Genomic DNA, 18,890 nt, shown 5'->3' on the forward strand with positions numbered 1-18,890 from the left:
TGCGGCAGGCGCTATTCCTTCACCGCGCCGGTCATCGAGGACACGTAGTGCTCGACAAAGAACGAATAAAGCACGACCACCGGCAGCGAGCCGATCAGTGCGCCGGCCATCAGCGCTCCCCATTCATAGACGTCGGAGCGGACAAGCTCCGTGAGCACCCCGACGGGTACGGTCTTGTTTTCGGACGACTGGATGAACGTCAGGGCATAGATGAATTCGTTCCACGACAGGGTGAACGCGAATATGCCGGCGGAAATCAGGCCGGGCACCGACAGCGGCAGCACGATCTTGGTGAGGATCTGCCACCGGCTCGCCCCGTCGATGAGCGCGCATTCTTCCAGTTCGAACGGGATGGAGCGGAAGTAACCCATCAGCAGCCAGGTGCAGAAGGGCACCAGGAAGGTCGGGTAGGTGAGGATGAGGGCGAAGGGCGTGTCGTAAAGCCCAAGGTTGAAGACCATCACCGACAGAGGGATGAACAGGATCGAGGGCGGCACGAGATAGGCGAGGAAGACCGCGAGGCCGACCTGCCGCGCCCCGGAAAACCTGAGCCGCTCGATCGCATAGGCCGCGAACACCGCAGCCAGCAGCGAAAGGAATGTCGCAGCGGTCGAGATGATGATCGTGTTGAGCAGCCAGCCCGGATACGACGTGTCGAAGAGGAGATAGCGGATATGCTCCAGGGTCGGGTGCACGACCCAGAATGGGTTGAAATTGGCGTAGTCGGTCATCTCGTGATTGGGCTTAACCGCCGTGATCGTCATCCAGTAGAACGGGAACAACAGCACGATCACGAACACCAGCAACGGCAGATAGACCGTCACCACGCGCCGAGGCAGGCTCTGAAGGTAGCCCATGCCGCCTTCGTCGAGTTCCGGACGTTTCGTTTTTTTGATCTCGGCCTCCTTGATCATAGCCATGTCAGTCTCCGCCGCCCTGCTGCCATTTGCGGCGTTGCAGGCCGAAATAGCTGAACAGGATCGCCGCAAGCAGGAACGGGATCATGGCGACCGCGATCGCTGCGCCCTCGCCAAGCTGACCTCCGGAAATGCCGCGTTGAAAAGACAACGTCGCCATCAAATGGGTTGCATTCACCGGTCCGCCGCGGGTCAGCACATAGATCAGCTGGAAATCGGTGAAGGTGAACAGCACCGAAAACGTCATGGTGATGGCGATGATCGGCGTCAGCAGCGGCAGCGTCACAAAGCGGAACAATTGCCAGCGGCTGGCGCCGTCGAGCGTGGCGGCCTCGTAGAGTGACTGCGGAATCGTCTGCAGGCCGGCAAGCAGCGTGATGGCAACGAACGGAATGCCGCGCCAGACATTGGCCGCGATGACCGAAGCGCGCGCGTTCTCCGGATCGCCGAGGAAATTGATGCGATGGTCGATCAGGCCCATTTCCATAAGCGCCCAGGACAGAATGGAGAACTGCGAATCGTAGATCCACCAGAAGGCGATGGCCGACAGCACCGTCGGGACCACCCACGGCAGCAGGACGATCGCGCGGAAGAACGATTTGAAGGGAAGGTTTTGATTGAGAATAAGCGCCAGCCAGAGGCCGAGCGCGAACTTCAGGATCGAGGCGCTTATCGTGTAGAGCAGTGTGTTGAAGACGGAGAGCCAGAAGACGGCGTCATCCCACAGATATTGATAGTTCTCGGTGCCGATGAAGATACCGGGGCGGCCGATGCGGGTATCCGTGAAGCCGAGCCAGACGCCGAGCCCGAGCGGATAGGTCAGGAAGACCAGCAGCAGCGCTGCCGCTGGCAGCATGAAGCCGAAGCCAAGGGCGTTCCGGCTTTCGGCCAGGCGAGACAGGATCGACGGACGCGGCTGAACGGCAACGGACGGCACGGCCATGGGATGGTCCTCATGAGGTCTGGTGGCGCCGCGGCCCGAGCGGCCGCCACGCGATTGCGAAACCGGACCGGGCAGCGCGGTTGCGGCTGCCCGGCTGCGCTGCGATCAGACGCGATAGTACCGGTTCGCGCGCTTCTCCGCTTCTTCCATCGCCTCCTGGGGCGTGGCCTGGCCGGTCACGGCCTTGGCGAACATGTCCACTAGGACGTAGTCGGCCATGGTCGCCGCCGAGGCATAGCCGAGCGGTCCGGCATAACCGTTGGGACGCAGCGTCGCGGAGGCCTTGGCGTAGGCGGCGTTGTTCGGATCGGCCGTCCACACGGGATTGTTGTCGAAGGCTTTGAGTGTCTGGCAGCAGTAGCCGGCCGAGGAGGTGACCCACTCCGCCATTTGCTGTTCCTCGAACATGAACTGCAGATAGGCTTTGGCCGCATTGGGGTAGGGCGTGTAGTCGAAGATCACGGCCGTGGTCACCTGGAACAGCTCGACGGATTTGCCGACGGGACCGATCGGCAGGTTGGTCGTGCGTGTGTCCTTGGCGATTTCAGTCAGTTTCGGATCCTTGTCCTTGTTGATCTTGGCCGTGTTGTAGGCGGAAATGCCGTTGGCGATGACGCTCAGTTCGCCGGCCAGGTAGGCGCGGTTGTTGTTGACGTCGAGCCAGCTCTCGGTGCCGGGAATGAAAGTTTTGTAGAGTTCCTGCGCGTATTCGATCGCCTTCAGGGTCTCGGGACTGTTGATCGTCACCTTGCCGCTCTCGTCGACCATCTGGCCGCCGTGACTCCAAAGCAGCCAGTGCGCGTAGTTGTTGCCGTCGCCGACGCCATGGCCGTGCGTGAAACCGGCCGGATGCCCCTTCGCTTGCAGCGCCTTGCAAAGCTCGAGGAAGCCTGCCGTGTCCTTCGGAAACTCCGAGAAGCCAGCTTCCTTCACCCAGCTTTCCCGGTAGACGATGGCATTGCCGATGGTGGCCAGAGGCAGGCCGAGGAATTTTCCCTCCCGCGTCGCATATTGCTTTGGTCCATCGTGCCAGCCGCCGTATTTCGTGCCCAGATACTCGCCCAGTTCCGTGACGTCGTGCAGCTTGTCGGGATACTGGTGCGGGTCGTCGAACCAGACCAGCATGAGATCCGGGCCGGAGCCGACATTGGCGGCTACCGCCGCCTTGGGGCGAATGTCCTCCCAGCTTTCCTTGTCGACGCGGACCTCGACGCCTGTCGCCTCGGTGAACCGTTTGGTGTTGGCCAGCCATTGATCCTCATCGCCCTGTACGAAGGGCGACCAACGCAGCAGCCGCAGCTTTGCGCCGTCCTCGGGCTTGTATGTCAACCCCTCCTGGGCAAAGGCGGAAGAGCCGACGAACCGGCTTCCCAAGGCTCCCGCCGCCACGCCGGCGGTGGTGCGGATCACGTCACGTCTGGTGAATTTCATGCTCGTTCCTCCTGTTTATTGTCTTTGCCGTGTGGTCCTTACTGATCGGTACGCGTAGCGAATCGCTGTCCGGTTTGGCCGTGGAAGAGATGAATGAGGCCGGGCTCGGCCGTAAGATGGATGGTTTCGCCTGGCGTGAAGGAATGGCGTTCCCGGAAATTCGCGACGATCTCTTCGCCGCCGGCTGTCCGGCCGATGAGCTGCACTTCCGACCCCGTCGGCTCGACCACCACCACGGTGACCGGAATGCCCTGATGGTCGGACAGGCGCAAATGCTCGGGCCGTATTCCCAGTACCACCGGCTCGCCATTGCCGACGGAAAGTGCCGTGGCCAACGGGACTGAAATTCCCCCGGAGCCACGAAACGACGGCGAGCCGTCGATAACGATTTCGCCCCTGAGCAGGTTCATGGCCGGCGAGCCGATAAAGCTGGCGACAAAAAGATTGTTCGGCCGGTCGTAGAGTTCCAGCGGCGGCCCGATCTGCTCGACCAGGCCGTCATGCATGACGACGATCTTGTCGGCCATGGTCATGGCCTCGATCTGGTCGTGGGTGACATAGACCGTCGTGGTCTTCAGGCGCTGGTGCAGTTCCTTGATCTCGGCGCGCATCTGCACCCTGAGCTTGGCGTCGAGATTGGACAGCGGCTCGTCGAACAGGAAGACTGCCGGATCGCGCACGATCGCCCGGCCCATGGCGACGCGCTGGCGCTGGCCGCCGGAAAGTTGCCGGGGATAACGCGACAGCAACGGCACCAGCCCCAGGATTTCGGCGGCGCGCTGAACGCTGGCGCCGCTCTCGGCCTTCGAAACACCCTTGAGCATGAGCGAGAACGCCATGTTCTCCGCGACGGTCATGTGCGGGTAGAGCGCGTAGTTCTGGAAGACCATGGCGACGTCGCGCTCTTTTGGCGCGACATTGTTGACGACACGCTCGCCAATCGCGATCTGACCGCGCGAAATCTTTTCCAGGCCGGCTATCATCCTGAGAAGGGTCGATTTTCCGCAGCCCGACGGTCCGACCAGCGTGACGAACTCGCCGTCGTCTATATCCACGCTGACGCCATGGAGAATCTCGACGGTTCCGAATGATTTATAGACATCGCCAATCGCGACAGACGCCATCGATTTCCCTCCCGAATGCTTCCTGCGACGTCTTCGAAGGAAACCGCTTTCCAAACTGGCCGCGGCAGCTCCCAAGCTCCTCCCTGGTCACGCGCGATGATGAAACGGTAGCGCTACCAAGCCTGCCTGTAAAGCCGCCGCGTGGCAAGCGCTCGTCTCGGTCGCTCATGACCTCTGGCGTTCCCGCCAGGGACTGAAATTAGCCATGTCCGTGATCGGAGCAAGAGAATGGCTTGCCAGGCCCAATTCTTAAAACTGGAGGCGCCAGAAGCCATCAGCAACGAGACCAGCCTGAGGTACGTTGAAATCCAGGTGACGCCAGCCTGCAAACGGCTGATACCTGCACTTCCGGTGCTCTCATACCCAAAAGCACGCTCCGCTCCGGTTTTCGGAAGCAACATACCTTAATCGGAAACTTCGGTTTGCGGCCGGTCCCGGCCATCGGCGAGCTCGTCGTGCCATTTGCCGTCGGCGTCCTCGTACTGGATGCCGTCCGTGGTGCCGGCGACCTGCTGCTCGGCCGAAGCGATCTCGGCGGCGCGCAGCGCGTCATCGTGAGTGGGGAAGGTTTCCGAGAATGTCGAGCCGACCTTGTAGGCCCAGCCCCCATCATGCTCGACGATCTTGTAGGTCAGCTTCGCCATGAAATCCTCCGGTGGAAAAAGCTCGGTCCGCTCAATGCAGTTTGTCTTCAGGCAGTTTGTCTTCGGGCAGCCTGTCGTCGGGAACCAGCACGTCCGATTCCTTCGCGGCTTCGACCAATGCCCGGCGCGCATCCGCTGTCGAACGATAACCTTCCAGCACTTTTAAGCAAGTGTCGAGGGCATCGCGATGCCGAGGGCCGCGATTGAGCGGCCAGACCGTCATCAGGCACTCGGCCGCTTCCTGGGTGCTGCGGATTTTACGGTATTTGCCGACATGGCCAAGTTCGACCACGACCGGCTTTTCAAAAGGCTTGTTGTCCATCATCGCCGCCAACGCGGAGCGGCCGATTTGGTTGCAAGGCCTCGGCGTGGAAGGACTCAAGGGCTGTGAGTCACTGGGGCCGCGGCCTTGGGGGTCGCAGCCATTTTAAACGGGCCGGTCAGCCGGCCGCCTTCATCCAGTGCTGCATCGTCGTCACCGAGCGGGCAAGCTGCGGCGCCGGGTGGATCTTTTCGCCGAAAGTGGCCGCGGCGCGCCACGCCCAGCGCGGGTCGGCGAGGAAGGCGCGGGCCAGAGCCACCATGTCGGCGCGGCCCTCGGCGACGATCGCCTCGGCCTGCTTCGGGTCGTCGATCAGGCCGACGGCCCGCGTCGGAATGCCGGCGCCCTTGCGCACGGCTTCCGCCAGATGCACCTGGTAGCCCGGACCTGTCGGCAGCTTCTGCAGGGGCGAATTGCCACCGCTCGAACAGCAGAGATAGGCGACGCCCTCTGCCTTCAGCGCCTTGGCCACTTCGATCGCGTCCTCGACATCGAAGCCGCCATCGACCCATTCCTTGACCGACAGGCGCGCCCCGAGCATCAGCTTGGGGACTGCCTTTCTCACCGCCTTGGCGATCTCGACGCCAAAACGCATGCGGTTTTCCAGCGAGCCGCCCCAGCGGTCGGTGCGCTGGTTGGAAAGCGGCGACAGGAACTGGAAGATCAGATAGCCGTGTGCCGCGTGCAATTCGATGAAGTCGAAGCCGGCCCGCTCGGCCCGCCGTGCCGCATCAGCGAAGCGTTCGATGATGTGCAGGATCTCCTCGTCCTCCAGCGCTCGCGGCACCTGCCAGCCTGTATCGTAGGCTATTGCCGAGGCAGACACGATCGGCCACGGATCCTGATCGGCCTTCAGCGGTCCGCCGCCTTCCCACGGCTTCTGGTTGGAGGCCTTACGGCCGGCATGGGCAAGCTGCGTGCCGAACTTGGTGCCGGGGCCGGCGACGCGCTTGGCGGCATCCAGCGTGCGCCGGGCGGCTGCCTCGTTGTCGTCGGAATAAAGGCCGAGGCAGCCATGCGAGATGCGGCCGCGCCGCTCGACGTCGGTCATCTCGACGGTGACCATGCCGGCACCGGACATCGCCAGGTTCATCCAGTGGTACAGGTGCCAGTCGCTGGCGGAACCGTCATCGGCGGAATACTGGCACATTGGTGCGACCGCGATGCGGTTGGGAAAGGTGAGGCCGTCAAGCGTGATCGGCTGGAACAGGGATGCGGTCATGAAAAAACTCCGGGGAGGGATTGTCGCTATTTAGGCAATGGATTGTACCGGCGCCAGACACGAGGCGGTGAAGCGGTGCCCCTCTGCCTGCCGGGTAACTCAAACGCAGCAGGCGCGGTCGACGAAGCTGCCGATCTCCCCCCTTGCGGGGGAGATGCCCGGCAGGGCAGAGGGGGGTGCTGTCCCGCCGACCTGTCAACCAATTGCAATTGCGCCCTCAAGCTGATTCCAGTTGCAACACGCCAAGAAGTCAAAGGCCAGCGATCCTTCCCACCCCCCTCTGGCCTGCCGGCCATCTCCCCCGCAAGGGGGGAGATCGGATGCCGCTTCGGCTTTCGCCAACCGCCAACGTTGGAACGCAGGCGGATGGGCAGCGCAAAACTGAAACGATTGCCCTGGACCAATTGCTGTCGGGATTGCGCAAAGGCCGGTTCGCGGCTACCCCTCGCGCCGGCAACATGGAGCTCATCATGGAAGACCGCATTCGCATCCGTTCGGAGGAAGTCCTTTCCGATGACTGGGCCGTTCTGAAAAAGACCGTCCTCGATTATCGCCGGCGTGACGGGCAATGGGAGACGCAGATCCGCCAGACCTACGATCGCGGCGACGGGGCGGTGATCCTGCCTTACGACCCGGAGCGCTCTACCATTCTGCTCGTGCGGCAGTTCCGTTACCCGGCCTACGTTACCGGCCACCGCGAGCCGCTGATCGAGGCCTGCGCCGGCCTGCTCGATGAAAACGATCCGGAAACCTGCATCCGCAAGGAGGCGGAAGAGGAGCTCGGCTACCGCCTGAAGGACGTCGAACGGCTGTTTGCGCCCTATATGAGCCCTGGCAGCGTGACCGAGCGGCTCTGGTTCTTCGTCGCGCGCTACTCGCCCGCCGACCGCATCTCCGACGGCGGCGGCGCGCCTGACGAAGGCGAGGACATCGAGGTTCTGGAAATGCCGCTCGACGAGGCTTTGGCCGGTATCGCCGACGGCCGCATTATCGACGCCAAGACGATCATCCTGATCCAGCATCTGAAGCTGAATCCGATCGGAAGGTGAGGGTGGTGGAGCTGGAATTCGCCGTGCCTGGTGGTGATCACGAAAGCAAAACCGAGGGCACACCCATGGTTTTGCTTCTCAACGTGAGGCCGCCGACCAGGCTGGCAACGCGCGCCCGCGGGGAAGTCGGCGGCCCATCTTTCGATGGGCATTGCCTGAACCCGCCGACCCCGCGTTGCCAGTGGCCTCGCGATTCGGAGCTTTGCGGAAAAGAAGGCGCGCCGCCACCAATGTAGGCGTGTAATCGGCGCCGCCGCAATTCGGATGCGAGTGACACGGCGGCTCGATCAGCATGAGCGAGAAGGCTCACCGCCGAAAGCCCTTTTTATTCAATAACTTCAAATTGGTGCGGACGGCGGGGATCGAACCCGCACGATCAGAGATCGAGGGATTTTAAGTCCCTTGCGTCTACCAATTCCGCCACGTCCGCAGGCCAGCCCTTTTCAGACGCCAGACAAGGACCGTCAAGCCGTCTTCTGCGATCCGTGGCTTGGACGATGCCCTTACTTCGCGTCGATGAAGTCAAGCACCGACTGGTTATATTCGTCCGGCGCCTGCAACGAGGCGAAATGGCTGAGGTTGGGCAGGATGATGAGCTTGGCGCCGGGTATCGCCGCAGCCATGTATTCGGTGTGCTCGCGCTTGATCGCTTCGTCATGGTCGCCGGCGACGATCGCCGTCGGGGTGGTGATGGTGCCGAGCTGCTCCTTGGTCCACGCCGGCTGCGTCTCCCACATATGACTCATCTGCGCCACGAAGGCGTCGTATTCGCCGGGCGTCTTGGAAAGCCGGGCATAGTCCTTGCCGCTGCGCACGATATAGGCGCCGAAAGTCTTGTCGGTCATGACGCCCGGATCGACGCCGTCGGTGGTCACGTTGGCGGCCTGCGCATAGAGCCTTGTCAGCCGCTCGGGATGGTGGAGCGCGATGTCGATGCCGATGATGCCGCCGTCGCTCCAGCCCACAAGCGCGGTCTTGTCGATCCTGAGGTGGTCGAGCAGCGCCAGATAGTCCGATGCCATCAAACTGTAGCCGTAGGGCTGATCGGTGCGGGTGGAGCGACCGTGGCCGCGGCTGTCGGCGACGATCACCTTGTGGGTTTTGGACAGCGTCGCGACCTGGCTTGCCCAGATGTCGGCATGGCCAAGGCCGCCATGGATGAGCAGCACCGGATCGCCGGCACCGAAGACGGCATAGTACATCTGGATACCGTTGACCGGTGCGTAGCCGCTTTGGTCAGGCTTGGGCATGGCCGCCGGCTCAGGCAGGGTCTGCCAGCGCTCTTCAGCGGAGGCAGACCCTGCCATGACCAGAAACAGGGTGACGAAACCGAGCGCTCTCCAGAAACGTGTCATGTGTTCCCCCCAAGGATTTCGGATTGTCGATCCAACATCTTTTTGAGACGTGAAGTCAACGGTGGCGGCAGGGCCTCTGAAGAACGGCGCCGCAGCTTGAAACAAAAAACCCGCCTCGGTAGGCGGGTCGTTGGCGCAATAAGCACCATGTGGAAGTTGTTAGCATATCTGCCGGCACAAAGCAAGAACAGATATGCTGTGCAGGCTAATCGCGTTATGGGACGCAAAAGCCTTGGCCGAGCGGCCACGTACGCCCCACAGTTCCACGCTGGTCAAAACCTCTGCGGCTTGGCACAGTCGGGAAAACAGGAGTCTCTTCATGGCGAAGACCGCGAATGCGACCAAACCCAAACCCTGGGCCGAGATGGCGACGCATCTGGTCGATGTCGCGATGGGCAGGAAGCCTGCCGACCTCGTCATCCGCAACGGGCGCTGGGTGAACGTTCATTCCGGCGAGATCATCGCCGGCACCGACATTGCCATTGCCGGCGGCCGTTTCGCTTATTGCGGGCCGAATGCCGGTCACGCCATCGGGCAAGGCACCAAGGTGGTCGACGCCGGTGGGCGCTATCTCGTGCCGGGCCTTTGCGACGCGCACATGCATGTCGAGAGCGGCATGGTGACGGTGACGGAGTTCTGTCGCGCGGTCATCCCGCATGGCACCACCTCGATGTTCATCGACCCGCACGAAATCGCCAACGTGCTCGGCCTGCCGGGCGTGCGGCTGATGCATGACGAGGCCGTCGCCATGCCTGTTAACGTGCATGTGCAGATGCCGTCCTGCGTGCCCTCCGCGCCTGGGCTGGAGCATGCCGGTGCCGAGCTGACGGTCGCCGATGTCGCCGAAGCAATGACGTGGGAAAACATCATCGGGCTTGGCGAGGTGATGAACTTTCCCGGCGTCGCCGCCAACGATCCGGTGATGGCGGGCGAGATCGCCGCGACGGTGAGGGCGGGCAAGACCGTCGGCGGCCATTACGCCTCGCGTGATCTCGGCCTGCCGTTCCACGGCTATGTCGCCGGCGGACCCGAGGACGACCACGAAGGCACGCGCGCCGAGGATGCGATTGCCCGCGTCCGCCAGGGCATGAAGGCGATGCTCAGGCTGGGCTCGGCCTGGTACGACGTCGCCTCGCAGATCAAGGCGGTGACGGAGGGCGGGCTCGACCCGCGCAACTTCATCCTGTGCACCGACGACAGCCATTCCGGCACGCTCGTGCATGAAGGCCATATGGACCGGGTGGTCCGGCACGCCATCAGCCAGGGGCTGAAGCCGGTGACGGCGATCCAGATGGCGACGCTCAACACCGCCCAGCATTTCGGGTTGGAGCGCGAATTGGGTTCGATCGCGCCGGGGCGGCTCGCCGATCTGCTGATCATCTCCGATCTGGCCGCAATGACCATCGACGAGGTCTATGGCCGCGGTGTCAGGCTGGCCAAGGGCGGCAAGCTCGAAATCGACATTCCAGCCTATGATTATCCGAAGACGGCGAAGAACACCGTCAAGCTCGGCAGGAAGCTCAAGTCACGGGATTTCGACATCGTGGCACCCAAGGGCGCCAACGAGGTGCGGGTGCGCGTCATCGGCGTGATCGAGAACCAGGCGCCGACGCGCGCGCTGGAGGCCGATCTTCCGGTCGAGGACGGGCTGGTCGCCATGGACCGCCGCAACGACGTCTGCCAGATCGCGCTGGTCGAGCGCCATCGGGGCACCGGCGGCGTCACCAATGCCTTCGTCTCCGGCTTTGGCTATATGAGCGATTGCGCCATGGCTTCCAGCGTGGCGCATGACAGCCACCACATCATCGTCGTCGGCACCAACAAGCAGGACATGGCATTGGCGGTCAACCGGCTGGGCGAGGTCGGCGGCGGCGTCGTGCTGTTTTCCAAGGGCAAGGAGCTGGCGCTGGTCGAAATGCCGATCGCCGGGCTGATGTCGGACGAGCGCGCCGAAATCGTCGCGGCCAAGGCGGACAAGCTCACCGAGGCGATGCGCAAGATGGGCTGTTCGCTGAACAACGCCTACATGCAGCACTCGCTGCTGGCGCTGGTCGTCATTCCGGAACTGAGGATTTCAGATGTCGGACTGATCGACGTGACGACGTTCCCGTTCCGGAAGGTCGATTTGTTCGTCTGACATCGACCAAGGCGCGAGCCCACACGCCTGCTCATCCGCCGGTGGCGATGGTCAGCACCCTGAACGGCGTGGTGATGACGATCTCGGCGACGGAGCCGACGGCCTTGCCGAGGCCCTGGCCGAGATTGTCGATCGGCTGCGCCGGATTGGCTTCTTCCGATGCCAGGCCGGCCGGCGCGCGCAGCCGGTCGCCGAGCAACTGCACCAGGAACGGATTGTCGGCGAATTTGGCGTGGTTCAGGCGGTCGCCGCCTTTCGTCTTGGTCAGGTCGATCACCGACACGCCATAGCTGGCGAGGTCGGCCGCATCGCCGTAGTCGCCGACGCGCGGCTTGTCGCCGGAAATCAGGGCCGAGAGCTGGAGGGCGCGATCGTCGCCCGAAAGCAGGATGGCGAAAGGCTTGTCGGGCTTGCCGTAGCGGATCATCTGCTTCTTGAACACATCCACGTCGATGTCGGGCGAGGCAAGGATGACGTAGCCAAGCTTGTCGTCAAGATCGCGATCGCCGGTGATGGCAAGCTGGCGCAGCGCCTCCATCGTCACCCAAGTGCCCATCGAATGGGCGATAATGTCGATGCTCTTGACCTTCGTCTTGGCCAGCATGCGCAGCGTCTCTTCGAGATCGTCGCGCGCGGCGTTGGCGCTTTCCTTATCGTAGATGTAGCCCGTGGTCTTGCCGCTCGACGCCCATGAGAACAGCACCGGCGTGCCGGGATATTTCGTGTCGTGCGCGATCTGCGTCAGCCGGTAGATACCGTCGTCGAAACCGTTGTTGAAGCCGTGCACGAAAACCAGCGCGCGGTCGCCGCGCATGGCGATGTCGGCGCCGACCGCCTTGGCGAATTGCGGAGCGCCTTCATAGAAGGCGACGTTCGTCGCGGTGAAGTCCTTCGCCGGGTTGCTGTTGGCGGCCCCTTTGACCCGCTCGATGGCGCCGACCTGATGAACTTTCGGGACCGTCACGTCGACGCGGGCGAAGCTGGTGGTCAGCGAGCGATTGCCATCGAACACCTGCCGCGGATCGGTTGTGGCTTTCTTCCGGGTGGTGGCGACGAAGATCTCATGCTTGGCAGCGATGTCGGAGGCAGGCACCGTGACAGCCGTCGTGTTGAGAAGGTCGTGTGTCTTCCGACCGGCGCAGCCGGTGACAGCGAGCGCGAGCGCAACGACGAGGAAGATCTTCGAACGCACGGTCACGCAGGCTCCCGAACGGACGTCAACCGTATGACGTCTTTGGCTATTTCGATAGAGGCAGAGGCCGGCCCGGTCCAGTTCAAAATGATCCGACGCCGCTGCAATCGTGGACCTGCACGACGAACACCTTACTGCCCGAGCAGGCTGATGCGGTCGGTCACCTCGCGGTCGCTGGCAAATCCGTCATCCTCGCGCAGCCGCTGGCCGATCATCTTTACCAGCTCGGGGTTGTCGGCGAATTTGGTGTGGTTGAAGCGATCCGATCCCTTGACGCTGGAGAGATCGACGACGCTCACGCCGTAATCGGCGAGGTCGGCCGCGTCCTTGTAGTCGCCGACGCGCGGCCGCGAGCCAGCGATCAGGCCGGAGAGCCGCAGCGCCCGGTCGTCGTCGGACAGGAGCAGGATGAAGGGCTTGTTCGGCTTGCCGTAGCGGCGCATCTGGCTCTTGAACACGTCGACATCGATATCGGGCGAGGCCAGCACCACGTCGCCGAGCTTCCCGCTGAGATCGCGGTCGCCGTTGATGGCAAGCTGGCGCAGCGCTTCCATGGTGACCCAGGTTCCCAGCGAATGGGCGACGATGTCGATGCGCCGCGCGCCGGTCTGCGCCAGCATCCTCAGCGTCACTTCCAGCTGGTCGCGGGCAGCACTGGCGCTTTCCCTGTCGTAGACATAGTCCCTGGTCTTGGCGCCCGACGCCCAGGAAAACAGCACCGGCGTGCCCGGGTAGCCGGAATCATGGGCGATCTGGGTGACGCGGTAGACGGCGGCGTCGAAGCCGGTGTTGTAGCCATGGACGAAGACCATGACGCGGCCGCCGCGCGCGGCGATGTCGGCGCTGAGCGCGCTGGAGAATTGCGGCGCGGTGTCGTAGCCGACGACGTCGGAGGCCATGAAGTATTTGGCCGGGTCGTTCGACTTGCCGCGCGAGCGCCGCTCGATCCGACCGGTTTCGTGGATTCCCGGCACGGTGACGTTGGCGCGGGCATAGTTCAGCGTGGCCGAGCGCTCGCGGTCGAAAACCTTGTTGGGGTCTTCGGAGCGCTTACGCGTTGTGGCGATGAAGATGCTGTGGTTGCCGGCGATTTCCGTCACCGGCGCGGACACCATGGCGCTGCCGAGCAGTTCCTCGGTTTGCCGGCCGCCACAGCCGGCAACGAGCAAGGCAAGGACAAGGATGCAAATCTTCTTCAACTCTGACATTCCACTCCGGCCGAAAGGCCTATCCAACCTCCGCGACCCCTCCCGGACAGCCGAAGTGCGGCAGAAGTAAGTCGTGTCCAGCCGAAATCTGGTCAGCGCCTCGCGACAGCCATCGCACTGTTGCGCGAAAGCCAGAACGGCGGCAGGAAGGCGGGGATGTTTGAGAAGGGCAGCACCTCCGGCTTGAGAGGGATGCCGAGCACGTCCGTCATGAAGGCGCGGCGCGCCTTGATGCGGCGTCAGGCTTCGGGGTGACGCGCGGCGATTTCCTCGCGCAAAGCCTGGTCGGCGAGCGCGATGCCGTCCTGGTGCGCCGACGAGGCATCGGTGGCCGCAAACGACGAATTATGCAATAGGCTTCGGCTTGCGTTCGGATTCAAACGTCGCCGGCCAAGGAATCCGTTGGCGCGATGGCTGCCTGCCAACATCATGCGACCTGAGGTGATTCTTCCGATGACCAGTTTTTCCTCCCGCGTCGCTGCCGCCGCCGTCGCGATCCGGCAGATCTTTCCGGAGACGCCGCTGCAGGAAAACGACTATCTGTCGAAGAAGACCGGAGCGCGCGTGCTGCTGAAGCGCGAGGATCTGTCGCCGGTGCGCTCCTACAAGATCAGGGGTGCCTTCAACTTCTTCCGCAAGGCGCTGGAAGCCGGCAACGATGCCGAACTGTTCGTCTGCGCTTCCGCCGGCAACCATGCGCAGGGCTTTGCCTTCGTCTGCCGCCATTTCGGAAAAAAGGGCGTCGTCTTCATGCCGGTGACGACGCCGCAGCAGAAGATCGACAAGACGCGGCTGTTCGGTGGCGAATTCGTCGAGATCAAGCTGGTCGGCGACTTTTTCGACGACTGCTACCGCGCCGCCTTCGAGTTCACCGAAAGCGCCGGCGCACATATGGTGCCGCCCTTCGATCACAAGGACATCATCGAGGGGCAGGCGACCGTCGCCTACGAGATATCAGACCAGATGCCCGGCGCGCGCATGCCCGACATCATCATGCTGCCGGTCGGCGGCGGCGGTCTGGCCGCGGGTGTGACGCATTATTTCGCCGACCAGCGCCGCGACACGCGCTTCGTCTTCTGCGAGCCGGCCGGCGCGCCAAGCCTGAGCCAGAGTCTCGCCACCGGAAAGCGGGTCAAGCTCGCCAAGGTCGACAATTTCGTCGATGGCGCGGCGGTGGCCGAGATCGGCCGCGAACCGTTGCGGCATCTCCGGGCATTTGCCGCTGATACGGTGCGCCTGATCCCGGAAAACCGGCTCTGCGCGACCATGATCGAGATGCTGAATGTCGAAGGCGTGGTGCTGGAGCCGGCCGGCGCACTGGCGATCGACGCGTTGAAGGATTTTTCGAAGAAGGAGATCAGGGGCAAGACCATCGTGGCGGTGGTTTCGGGCGGCAATTTCGATTTCGAGCGGCTGCCGGACGTGAAGGAAAGGGCGCTACGCTTCGAGGGGCTGAAGAAGTACTTCATCATCCGCTTTCCGCAGCGGCCGGGCGCGCTGCGCGACTTCCTCGAAATGCTGGGGCCAGACGACGACATCGCCCGCTTCGAATATCTGAAGAAATCGGCGCGCAATTTCGGCTCGGTGCTGATCGGCATCGAAACCAAGGACCGCCGCAATTTCGAGCTGCTCAACGCCAATTTCGAAGCCGAGGGCGTCCAGTATCAGGACATCACCGACAACGAAACGCTGGCCGGGTTCATCATATGAGCGCCCGAATATGAGTGCCCAGGCCAAAACCTTCATCGCGCTGTTTTCCGGTATCAATGTCGGCGGCAACCGCATCGTCAGGATGGCGGAACTGAGGGCATTCTTCGAGCAGCTCGGCTTTACCGATGTCGCCACCTATGTGCAGAGCGGCAACGTCGTGTTCCGGTCGACAAAGGGCGGTGCGGCCACGCTCACCAAACAGCTGGAAGCGGCCTTCGAGCGGAAGTGGGGATTTCATTCGCGCATCATGGTGCGCGATCTCGGCTGGTTCGAGCGGCTGGTGGCTCAAAATCCCTATCCGGAGGTCGCCGGGGAGCCAACCAAGCTCCACGCCTTTGCCCTGGAACGCGCGCCGACCGCCGACGAGATCGCCCGGCTGGCCGAAAAATGCACCGGTCCCGAACGCTTCAAGATCAAAGACGATGTGCTTTATCTGCACGCGCCGGAAGGCCTCGGCAAATCGGTGTTTGCCAACCTCATCCCACGCACGCTGAAAGTGCCCGGCACCGCGCGCAACTGGCGCACGGTGCTGGCGCTGCTGGAGATGGCCGGCCGAGGCGGCTGAACGCAGTCGCTTACGCTGCCGGAGCGTGCTTCCAATCGAAGGTCAGCTCTTCGCGGAAAGCGAAGCGCTTGATGTGGTCGGCGACCACCGTTTCCAGGCGCTCCAGCGAGCCGGGCTCATCTTATGTCACCGCGATGTGGAGCGCTGCCGCATCGGCGTCCAGAACCGTGCGACCCAGTGAGAGATCGATTGTCCCGTGGTTTGGATCGAATTCGACGGGAAATTTGTGCGCCCAATGCTTGCAAAGCTGCTGCAGATAACGGCTCGCATGTTCGGTGGCGACATCGACATGGCTGGTCGGCATGAGCGGATTCTTCCCGATAATGCGACTGGCTACCAGCTTCCGGTGTTCGCCATCGACGCCCAGGGTTCGGCCTTGGCCTTGGGCGGGCCTTTTTGCAAAAGCTCGATCGAGATACCGTCCGGCGATTTGACGAAGGCCATGTTGCCGTCGCGCGGCGGCCGGTTGATGGTGACGCCCTTGTCCATCAGCTGCTGGCAGGTGGCGTAGATGTCGTCGACCTCATAGGCGAGGTGCCCGAAATTGCGGCCGCCCTTGTAGTCTTCCGGGTCCCAATTGTAGGTGAGCTCGATCAGCGGCGCCTTGTCGGCGATGCCGCTTTGCTCGTCTTCGGAAGCGGCGAGGAAGATCAGCGTGTAGCGCCCCTGTTCGTTTTCGTGGCGGCGCACCTCCTTGAGGCCAAGCTTGTTGCAATAGAAATCGAGCGATGCATCGATGTCGGCGACGCGGACCATGGTGTGGAGATAGCGCATGTGATTTTCCTCGAAATGTTGCGTTGCGGCGGAACATAGGGGCCACCCGGCCAAAGGGCAATTGCCGATAACCGGCCGCGCCGGCAAACAACAAATCCGGTATTCCCGCAATGAACCGTGAAAAAAGGCACGTCAGGTCTTGCACACACCGGAAACCGCAGTGTTAATCTGACGTCAAGAATCAGTTGCGGTATTCTTGGAAAAAGGGGGGCGTTCTTATGGGGGAAAAGGCCTCTTTCATGGGGCGGGACGGAACCGGTAACGCGTTGAATCGAGACGAGGGCGGCGACGCGGCCGAGCTTGTCGAGATTGCGGGCGCCATCAAATGGTTCGACGTGGCCAAGGGCTACGGTTTCATTCTTCCCGATGACGGCTCCTCCGGCGATATTCTCCTCCATGTGACGTGTCTTCGAAAGGACGGTTTCCAGACCGCCCTGGAGGGTGCCCGCGTCGTCTGCCTCGTCAAGCAGGGCGAGCGTGGATTGCAGGCGTTCCGTGTGCTCTCCATGGATGTCACCACGGCGACCCATCCGGCGGAGATGCAGGAGCAGCGCACCCATGTGTCGGTGACGCCGGAAAGCGGCCTTGAGCGGGCGCTGGTGAAATGGTTCAACCGCACCAAGGGATTCGGTTTCCTGACCCGGGGCGAGGGCACCGAGGACATTTTCGTCCATATGGAGACGCTGCGCCGCTATGGCATCACCGAACTCAGGCCGGGGCAGGTCGTTCTGGTCCGCTTCGGGCGCGGCGACAAAGGCCTTATGGCTGCCGAAATTCACCCGGATATGGGCACCTTGCCGGTCTCGCATTAGGTCCATCCCGATCGAATCGCGACGGGACCTGGTGCTTTTGCTTGACCATGATCTTTTCCGAACCATAGGTTCGGGATCATGGTCTAGGACGATTTCCGGCCGAGGATTTTGAATGACTCACAGGAATTGGCTGACAACGGGCGTAGTCTGCGCCGCGATCGCCTTTGTCGTCGCCACAGGCGCTTTCCTCCATTCGCAGCAACCGGCTTCGGCGGACAGCCGGGCGATGATCCTTCCCGTCGATCCGCAGCCCCTGGTCGCCGTGACGAAATCCGGTGAGCGCTCGTTTTCCATCGAAATCGCCGACACCTTCGCAGAGCGCGAGGCCGGCCTGATGTTTCGCGAGGAGATGGCCGACGATCATGGCATGCTGTTCGTATTCGAGGAGACGCGGGATGTGGGCTTCTGGATGAAGAACACGCCGATGCCGCTCGACCTGATTTTCGTCGACCAGGACGGCAAGATACGGGCGATCGAGCAGGGCAAGCCGCAATCCGAAGCGATCATCTCGCCCGGCGAGCCGGTTCGTTTCGTGCTCGAGCTCAAGGCGGGCACCGCCGCCAGGGGCGGCATCGAGGACGGCGACCTGCTGCGCCACCCGGCAATCGGCACTGCGCACAACTGAACGCGCAGGATCCGTCGCAGATGCAGTTCTTCTCCCATGACGGTTTTGACCTTGCCTTCCTCGACCGCCAGCCGGCATCGGGGCAGGGCGATCCGGTGCTCATGATCCATGGCTTTGCTTCGACCCATTACGTCAACTGGGTGTCGCCCGGCTGGTTCAAGGCGCTGAACGATGCCGGCTACCGTGCCATCGCCTTCGACAATCGCGGCCATGGCGCCTCGTCGAAGAGCTATCAAGAGGCCGATTATACGCCCGCAAAAATGGCTTCCGACGGGGCGGCGCTGCTGAACCATCTCGGCATCGAACGCGCCCATGTCATGGGCTATTCGATGGGCGCGCGGATATCGGCGTTCCTGGCGCTTTCCGACCCGGACAAGGTGGCGACGCTGGTGTTCGGCGGTCTCGGCATCGGCATGGTCGACGGCGTCGGCGACTGGGACCCGATCGCCGCCGCCCTTCTGGCCGACGATCCCGACACCACCAGCCATCCGCGCGGCCGCTCGTTTCGCGCCTTCGCCGACCAGACCCGCAGCGACCGCCGCGCGCTGGCCGCCTGCATCGCCAACTCGCGGGAATTGCTGGCCGAGGCCGACATCGCGCGCATTGCCCAGCCGACCTTGATTGCCGTCGGCACCAAGGACGATATCGGCGGTTCGCCCGACGAACTGGCCGCCTTGATGCCGAACGCCAAGGCATTTCACATCGAGGGCCGCGACCACATGCTGGCCGTCGGCGACAAGACCTTCAAGCAGCGCGTGCTGGAGTTCTATGCGGAGAACCCGCTTTGGGTGTAGGTGCGCCTCTCCTTTCTCCCCTTGTGGGAGAAGGTGGCCGCGAAGCGGCCGGATGAGGGGTGTTCC

Annotated in this window: 19 protein-coding genes, 1 tRNA gene and 1 pseudogene; 7 read left to right on the plus strand and 14 right to left on the minus strand. The window is 62.8% G+C overall.

Annotated features, from left to right (window positions below):
- Window positions 1–11: 11 nt before the first annotated feature.
- The 7 genes from E5X88_RS04755 to E5X88_RS04785 all read right to left on the minus strand — a co-directional run bounded on the left by E5X88_RS04755 (window position 12) and on the right by E5X88_RS04785 (window position 6,603).
- Complete coding sequence (locus E5X88_RS04755; RefSeq protein ID WP_292158738.1) at window positions 12–920, minus strand: carbohydrate ABC transporter permease; 909 nt, start codon at window positions 918–920, stop codon at window positions 12–14.
- 1 nt (window position 921) lies between these two features.
- Window positions 922–1,860: a carbohydrate ABC transporter permease gene (locus tag E5X88_RS04760; RefSeq protein ID WP_292158740.1), complete on the minus strand. Its 939-nt coding sequence runs from the start codon at window positions 1,858–1,860 to the stop codon at window positions 922–924.
- 105 nt (window positions 1,861–1,965) lie between these two features.
- On the minus strand, window positions 1,966–3,291 hold the full coding sequence (locus E5X88_RS04765; protein ID WP_292158742.1) for an ABC transporter substrate-binding protein: 1,326 nt from the start codon (window positions 3,289–3,291) through the stop codon (window positions 1,966–1,968).
- Between the two features lie 38 nt (window positions 3,292–3,329).
- Window positions 3,330–4,415, minus strand: a complete 1,086-nt coding sequence (gene ugpC / locus E5X88_RS04770; protein ID WP_292158744.1) for a sn-glycerol-3-phosphate ABC transporter ATP-binding protein UgpC — start codon at window positions 4,413–4,415, stop codon at window positions 3,330–3,332.
- Between the two features lie 404 nt (window positions 4,416–4,819).
- Window positions 4,820–5,059, minus strand: coding sequence for a DUF2188 domain-containing protein (locus E5X88_RS04775; protein ID WP_292158746.1), 240 nt, complete (start codon window positions 5,057–5,059; stop codon window positions 4,820–4,822).
- 31 nt (window positions 5,060–5,090) lie between these two features.
- The gene (locus E5X88_RS04780) at window positions 5,091–5,384 is read right to left on the minus strand and encodes a DUF982 domain-containing protein (protein ID WP_292240919.1); all 294 of its coding nucleotides are present in this window, start codon (window positions 5,382–5,384) and stop codon (window positions 5,091–5,093) included.
- A 115-nt stretch (window positions 5,385–5,499) separates the two neighbouring features.
- Window positions 5,500–6,603: an NADH:flavin oxidoreductase/NADH oxidase gene (locus tag E5X88_RS04785; RefSeq protein WP_292158750.1), complete on the minus strand. Its 1,104-nt coding sequence runs from the start codon at window positions 6,601–6,603 to the stop codon at window positions 5,500–5,502.
- A 470-nt stretch (window positions 6,604–7,073) separates the two neighbouring features.
- On the opposite strand from E5X88_RS04785, the gene E5X88_RS04790 reads away from it, so the two are divergent.
- The gene (locus tag E5X88_RS04790) at window positions 7,074–7,652 is read left to right on the plus strand and encodes an NUDIX domain-containing protein (RefSeq protein ID WP_292158969.1); all 579 of its coding nucleotides are present in this window, start codon (window positions 7,074–7,076) and stop codon (window positions 7,650–7,652) included.
- A gap of 344 nt (window positions 7,653–7,996) precedes the next feature.
- Here the strand turns inward: E5X88_RS04790 and E5X88_RS04795 are convergent.
- Window positions 7,997–8,082, minus strand: a tRNA-Leu gene (locus tag E5X88_RS04795).
- 73 nt (window positions 8,083–8,155) lie between these two features.
- Window positions 8,156–9,007 (minus strand): alpha/beta fold hydrolase, encoded by an 852-nt coding sequence (locus tag E5X88_RS04800; RefSeq protein WP_292158752.1) that lies wholly within the window; start codon window positions 9,005–9,007, stop codon window positions 8,156–8,158.
- A 319-nt stretch (window positions 9,008–9,326) separates the two neighbouring features.
- On the opposite strand from E5X88_RS04800, the gene ade reads away from it, so the two are divergent.
- Complete coding sequence (ade, locus tag E5X88_RS04805; protein ID WP_292158755.1) at window positions 9,327–11,144, plus strand: adenine deaminase; 1,818 nt, start codon at window positions 9,327–9,329, stop codon at window positions 11,142–11,144.
- A gap of 31 nt (window positions 11,145–11,175) precedes the next feature.
- Here ade and E5X88_RS04810 read toward each other — a convergent pair whose 3' ends face one another.
- The 3 genes from E5X88_RS04810 to E5X88_RS04820 form a co-directional block, all read right to left on the minus strand.
- On the minus strand, window positions 11,176–12,342 hold the full coding sequence (locus E5X88_RS04810) for an alpha/beta hydrolase (RefSeq protein WP_292158757.1): 1,167 nt from the start codon (window positions 12,340–12,342) through the stop codon (window positions 11,176–11,178).
- 125 nt (window positions 12,343–12,467) lie between these two features.
- On the minus strand, window positions 12,468–13,535 hold the full coding sequence (locus tag E5X88_RS04815; protein WP_292158759.1) for an alpha/beta hydrolase: 1,068 nt from the start codon (window positions 13,533–13,535) through the stop codon (window positions 12,468–12,470).
- Window positions 13,536–13,783: 248 nt separating this feature from the next.
- Window positions 13,784–13,975, minus strand: a complete 192-nt coding sequence (locus tag E5X88_RS04820; RefSeq protein WP_292158761.1) for a hypothetical protein — start codon at window positions 13,973–13,975, stop codon at window positions 13,784–13,786.
- A gap of 22 nt (window positions 13,976–13,997) precedes the next feature.
- Between E5X88_RS04820 and ilvA the strand changes: the two genes are divergently transcribed.
- Together ilvA and E5X88_RS04830 are read left to right on the plus strand one after the other, a co-directional pair.
- Window positions 13,998–15,254: a threonine ammonia-lyase IlvA gene (gene ilvA / locus E5X88_RS04825; protein WP_292158763.1), complete on the plus strand. Its 1,257-nt coding sequence runs from the start codon at window positions 13,998–14,000 to the stop codon at window positions 15,252–15,254.
- A gap of 10 nt (window positions 15,255–15,264) precedes the next feature.
- Window positions 15,265–15,819 carry a DUF1697 domain-containing protein gene (locus E5X88_RS04830; protein WP_292158765.1) on the plus strand — a complete coding sequence of 185 codons (555 nt, stop codon included), beginning with the start codon at window positions 15,265–15,267 and terminating at the stop codon, window positions 15,817–15,819.
- A 10-nt stretch (window positions 15,820–15,829) separates the two neighbouring features.
- Here E5X88_RS04830 and E5X88_RS04835 read toward each other — a convergent pair.
- Window positions 15,830–16,123 (minus strand): annotated as a pseudogene (locus tag E5X88_RS04835) (DUF2218 domain-containing protein).
- Between the two features lie 29 nt (window positions 16,124–16,152).
- A complete protein-coding gene (gloA, locus tag E5X88_RS04840) occupies window positions 16,153–16,593 on the minus strand; it encodes a lactoylglutathione lyase (RefSeq protein WP_292158766.1) in 441 nt (146 codons plus the stop codon).
- A 239-nt stretch (window positions 16,594–16,832) separates the two neighbouring features.
- Here gloA and E5X88_RS04845 point away from each other — a divergent pair, with 239 nt between their 5' ends.
- The 3 genes from E5X88_RS04845 (at window position 16,833) to E5X88_RS04855 (ending at window position 18,824) form a co-directional block, all read left to right on the plus strand.
- Window positions 16,833–17,405: a cold-shock protein gene (locus E5X88_RS04845; protein WP_366664750.1), complete on the plus strand. Its 573-nt coding sequence runs from the start codon at window positions 16,833–16,835 to the stop codon at window positions 17,403–17,405.
- A gap of 112 nt (window positions 17,406–17,517) precedes the next feature.
- Window positions 17,518–18,030, plus strand: coding sequence for a DUF192 domain-containing protein (locus E5X88_RS04850; protein ID WP_292158769.1), 513 nt, complete (start codon window positions 17,518–17,520; stop codon window positions 18,028–18,030).
- Window positions 18,031–18,050: 20 nt separating this feature from the next.
- Window positions 18,051–18,824: an alpha/beta hydrolase gene (locus E5X88_RS04855; protein WP_292158773.1), complete on the plus strand. Its 774-nt coding sequence runs from the start codon at window positions 18,051–18,053 to the stop codon at window positions 18,822–18,824.
- The last annotated feature ends 66 nt before the right edge of the window (window positions 18,825–18,890 follow it).

This window comes from Mesorhizobium sp., from assembly GCF_004962245.1.
In the GTDB taxonomy this organism is placed as follows: domain Bacteria; phylum Pseudomonadota; class Alphaproteobacteria; order Rhizobiales; family Rhizobiaceae; genus Mesorhizobium.